The following is a 4,752-nucleotide window of genomic DNA, read 5'->3' on the forward strand; positions in this document are numbered from 1 at the left end:
GTGGGCGCGGTGGTGCTGGACTTCGACCAGAGCGGCGTCCGGGAATGCCGCCCCCAGCAGCCGGTTGGGATAGCCGGGATGGCTGTCGATGGCGACGACCTCGGGGCGCAGAGCGAAGAGCTTAAGAAAATGGTCGATCGCCCCCTTTTCGGCCCGCAGGGCCGTCGTCGTGCCCGTGTCGCCGATATGCTGGCTGACAAGCGCCCGGTCTCCGCGCAGCAGGGTGAAGGTGGTCTTGAGCATGCCGCCCAGAGCGAGTACGGTCCTGGGGCTCGAGAATGGCAGACGGATGGGCAGCGGCACGAAGCCGCGGCTGCGGCGGACGAAGGAGACGTTTTTCTCGAAGACCTGGAGCACCGAATCGTCGCAAAAAGCGCGGATCGGACGGTCGTGGCTCAGGACGCCGTCGGCCAGGCGGGGCAGCTCGTTGGCGTTGTCCTTGAAGATGATCGGTTCGTCGGCCAGGTTGGCGCTGGTCATGACCAGGGGTTCAGCCATCCTTTCGATCAGCAAGTGGTGCAGCGGGGAATAGGGGAGCATGAAGCCGAGGCGGTTCTGGCCCGGGGCGGCAAGTGGGATGAGCCTGTTCTTAGGGAGCGCCTCGAGCAGCACGATGGGCGCGGCCGGGCTCTGCAGCAGTTCGTTCTCCTTGGCCGTCAGCCGGCAGAAGCAACGGATCATTTCCGGGCTGGCCATCAGGGCGAAGGGTTTGCGCTCCCTGTTTTTCAAACGCCGCAGCCGCGCCATGGCCACCGCGCTCGCCGCGCGGCAGGCGAGGTGATAACCGCCGACTCCCTTGACGGCGACGACCTTGCCGGCTTTCAGCATTTTCACCGCCGCGGTCAGCGGAGCTCCCTTGATCGCCTTGCCCTTGACGCGCAGCGACAGCCTCGGCCCGCAATTCGGGCAGGAGACGGGTTGGGCGTGGTAGCGGCGGTCAATGGGCATGCGGTATTCACGGAGGCAATCGGGGCACATCTTAAATCCCTTCATCGTGGTCAGCGGCCGGTCGTAGGGCAGGCCCTCGATGATGGTGAAGCGCGGGCCGCAGTCGGTGCAGTTGGTGAAGGGATAGGCGTGGCGGCGGTCGCTGGCGTCTGCCATCTCCTTCCGGCAGGCCGGGCAGAGGGCGATGTCGGGAGAGACGAGGATGTTGTTCTGCCCCCGGCTTTTGCTTTCCAGGATGACGAATTTCCCGGAATTGCGGGGCTGGATCTCCTCCAGGCGCAGGGTCTCGACCCGGCTCAGGGGCGGGACGTTGCGGTTGATGTGGCGGATGAACGCCGGCAAGCGGCTTCCCTCCACTTCCAGGGTCACGCCGGCGGCGGTGTTCCTGACAACGCCCGACAGATGGAACTTTTCGGCGGCGCGGTAGAGGAAGGGACGGAAGCCTACTCCCTGGACGATGCCCGAAAAATGGAGGCGGAGGCGGCCGCTCTCGGGAATGTCGGCCGGGCTCAGGTCCAAGGGTATTTTTCGGGGTTCCATTTGTTACCGGAACGGTCATTATACAGCAAAAGGGCGCCGGGCGGAAATTGTCGTTAAGGTAGATTTTAAACGAGGGATATTGAACTTAAATGAGCGCTGATTCTGTTACAAAATTAATGGGAAAATGGGTTGACATTGTTACAAAAAACACATTATAATGCCCTTACTTTATAACAAACAGGAGACCGATGTTTAAACGTGCTATAAATAAACAATTAAAATCCTGGGCCGAATCGCCTGACAGGAAACCTCTGGTTCTGAGGGGAGCGAGGCAGGTAGGCAAAACAACCGCAGTAGAAATGTTTGCCAAAGAATATGCTAATTATATCTACTTGAATCTGGAAAATAAAAAGGAAGCGGAATTATTTTCAAAAAACCTCCCGGTCACAGATTTGTACCAAGCCATTCTGTTGCAAAAAAACATGGCGCCGCGGTCGGGAAAAGTCCTGCTGTTTATTGATGAAATTCAATTTTCTCCCGATGCGGTTCGAATGTTGCGCTATTTTTATGAATCTTTGCCGGAGATCCATGTGATTGCCGCCGGATCGCTGCTGGAGGTGATGGCCGAACAAAAAAACATTGATTTTCCGGTCGGGAGAGTACAATTCCTTTTCATGTACCCGTTGACTTTCGAGGAATTTTTATTTGCTACCGGCGAAACGCAAGCTTTGCAGGCATTGCAAATAATTCCCCTGCCTGAATTTTCGCGCCAGCGGCTCATGGAGTTGTTTCATGTTTACGCCCAGATCGGCGGCATGCCGGAAATCGTGGCCCGCTTTGCCGAAAAAAGGGACATATCATCCTTGAAGCCCTACTATCAATCTCTGCTCATGGCCTTTCAGGATGATGCCGAAAAATACGCCCGCAACAGCACCCTGAAGCATATTCTTAGGCACTGCATCGAATCGGCGCCCTTGGCATCCGGAGAACGGATAGCCTTTGCCGGTTTTGGAAAATCCAACTATCGCTCGCGTGAGGTCGGCGAAGCGTTGCGGACCTTGGAAAGAGCCATGCTCGCCTACTTGCTTTATCCCACGACAGCTTGGGAAATCCCCCTGCTCCCGGATTTGAAAAAATCACCGCGCCTGCTTTTTTTTGACATCGGGCTGCTTAATTTTTCGGCGGGGCTGCAGGGTCATTTTTTCGAATATCCCGATTTGCATTCATTTTACCGGGGCAAATTGGCCGAACAAATTGTCGGCCAGGAATTGTTGGCCGGAGAAATGACCGTATTCAAAAAACCCGTATTTTGGGTCCGGGAAAAGAAACAATCCAATGCTGAAATTGACTTCCTGGTTCCACACGAGCGCCATGTTATTCCCCTTGAAGTGAAAGCGGGCGCAAGCGGTTCGCTGCGATCCCTGCATCAATTCATGGGCCTGTGCCGCTCCTCCTACGCGGTTCGTCTCTATGCCGGCAGGCTGGAAATCACCACTGCGGCCACTCTGGAAGGAAAGCCGTTTTTTCTTCTGAACCTTCCCTACTTTCTCACCGGGAAACTGAGGCAATACCTTGATTGGTTTCTGTCAGAAAAACCAGAAACTTGAAGACTCTACGGTTTGGTTAAATTGTCATTTAAATTGACGGAGAAAAAAGCAATGCGAAAGTTGGTGGCGAGGGTGGAGAAAGAATTAGGAAAAATGTCTTTGCTGGAATGAAGGGCGATGATGATTTCTGGAACCTGGAGATCTGACCCCTGGGCTCACAGAAGATTATTTAATTGATTTAGGTAGGAGAGGGCAGCACCGATCATCCCCCTTTATAAGGCGGGTGTGATCGGTCTATCATCACTATATTTTCAGCTAATTCTGGTAGCAGCGAAAAAATCTAATGATGATATACTTTCACTAGATGATTTCAACACTTAAAGACTAGTCGAAATCATAGTGAAAGTATGCCACCGAGGAGGTTTGAAACCCACCGTCACTGAAAAGAGGGACACAGCAAGTCGTTTCCGAAACGATCCTTGATTTTATTTCACCCGAACTGTTGACAAGATTCAACTTTCACATTACAATATCCTTGAATGATATACATGTATAGCAGGAGATGATCAAATGCTTGCCATCAGGCTTCCAAAGGAAATCGAAAAAAGGCTGGCCGACCTGGCCAAAGCCACCGGCCGGACCAAGACCTATTATGTCCGCGAGGCGATACTTGAGTATCTCGACGACCTTGAAGATATTTACCTGGCTGAAAAAAGGCTGGGCAGTCATTATGCCGGGAAAAATCGGACTTACACCATAGACGAAGTGGAGCGCGACCTTGGCCTGGTCGATTGAAATCGACGCAGGGGCTAAAAAAGATCTTGCCAAGCTCGACAAACAGGTCGCTCAAAGGGTCATTTCGTTCCTGAGGGACCGGCTGCAAAAAATGGCCGATCCGCGCTCCATCGGCGAAGCGCTGAAGGGCAAGAAATTCGGCGAGCTTTGGAAATATCGGGTGGGGGATTTCCGCATCATCGCCAAAATTGAAGACAAGCGGCTGATCATCCTGGTGGTGCGGGTCGGACACAGAAAGGATATTTATAAAAAATAGGGAGTTATCCTCGTGTAGGGAACGCACATGTGCGTTCCCTACCAAAACAGGTTATAAAATGGGCAAATGATTATTCGCCCCTATGTAAAGGAGTTTTTTTTATTTTGATTTTTCCTTGTAATTCTTTTCGTTCTCCGCAACCCGGAACTTGACGATCTTTTTTATCAAAGCCAGCGGCAGCGGCTTGTCGATGGGGAACTGCACCGTGCCCCTGGACGTTTTATAAGCCGACAATTCCTTTTTAAAGGCATCAATGCCGCTTGAGGTCGGATAGAAACCGATGTGGTTTTTATAGGCGGCGAAATGGACCAGGTTGCCGTTCAGCGTGAAGGTGGGGATGCCGTAGCTGATCGTTTCCCCGGCGTCGGGCGCAACGGCTTTGATCGCCGCTCGCAGCCCCCTCAGAATTTGTTGAACGTCTTCAGAAAAAGTCTTGATATATGCGTCAACGGTTTGAAAACCGGTTTTTTTGTTTTCCATGGCGGCACCTGTTTAGCCATAGTATATCTGTTCGGTTTATTTTTTTGTAGGGGCGATTCGCAGCACCAATCATCCGCCTATCCTGGCGGATATGATTGGTCTGCCCCTTAGGGGCGAATCGCCCTGCTTGATTTGTGGCAGAAACAGGGCGACCCAGCGGGTCGCCCCTACGATTTTTTAATCGCCTCGAAATTGTCGACCATGTATTGCCTTAGATCTTTGGGCAACGGCGAGGTGACGCGCAGC

5 protein-coding genes are annotated in these 4,752 nt (G+C 52.9%); 3 read left to right on the plus strand and 2 right to left on the minus strand.

The features are described from left to right. A partial coding sequence (hypF, locus tag NTW95_09295) for a carbamoyltransferase HypF (GenBank protein ID MCX6557606.1) occupies window positions 1-1,488 on the minus strand: 1,488 nt, incomplete at its 3' end. Between the two features lie 188 nt (window positions 1,489-1,676). Here hypF and NTW95_09300 point away from each other — a divergent pair. The 3 genes from NTW95_09300 (at window position 1,677) to NTW95_09310 (ending at window position 4,026) form a co-directional block, all read left to right on the plus strand. After that, window positions 1,677-3,035, plus strand: coding sequence for an AAA family ATPase (locus NTW95_09300; protein MCX6557607.1), 1,359 nt, complete (start codon window positions 1,677-1,679; stop codon window positions 3,033-3,035). Between the two features lie 510 nt (window positions 3,036-3,545). Beyond that, window positions 3,546-3,770, plus strand: a complete 225-nt coding sequence (locus NTW95_09305) for a DUF6290 family protein (protein MCX6557608.1) — start codon at window positions 3,546-3,548, stop codon at window positions 3,768-3,770. Then, the gene (locus NTW95_09310) at window positions 3,754-4,026 is read left to right on the plus strand and encodes a type II toxin-antitoxin system RelE/ParE family toxin (GenBank protein MCX6557609.1); all 273 of its coding nucleotides are present in this window, start codon (window positions 3,754-3,756) and stop codon (window positions 4,024-4,026) included. Before NTW95_09305 ends, NTW95_09310 begins: the two co-directional genes overlap by 17 nt. Before the next feature lie 99 nt (window positions 4,027-4,125). Here NTW95_09310 and NTW95_09315 read toward each other — a convergent pair whose 3' ends face one another. Next, complete coding sequence (locus NTW95_09315) at window positions 4,126-4,506, minus strand: DUF1801 domain-containing protein (protein ID MCX6557610.1); 381 nt, start codon at window positions 4,504-4,506, stop codon at window positions 4,126-4,128. Window positions 4,507-4,752: the final 246 nt, after the last annotated feature.

The organism is Candidatus Aminicenantes bacterium (assembly GCA_026393795.1).
GTDB lineage: Bacteria > Acidobacteriota > Aminicenantia > UBA2199 > UBA2199 > UBA2199.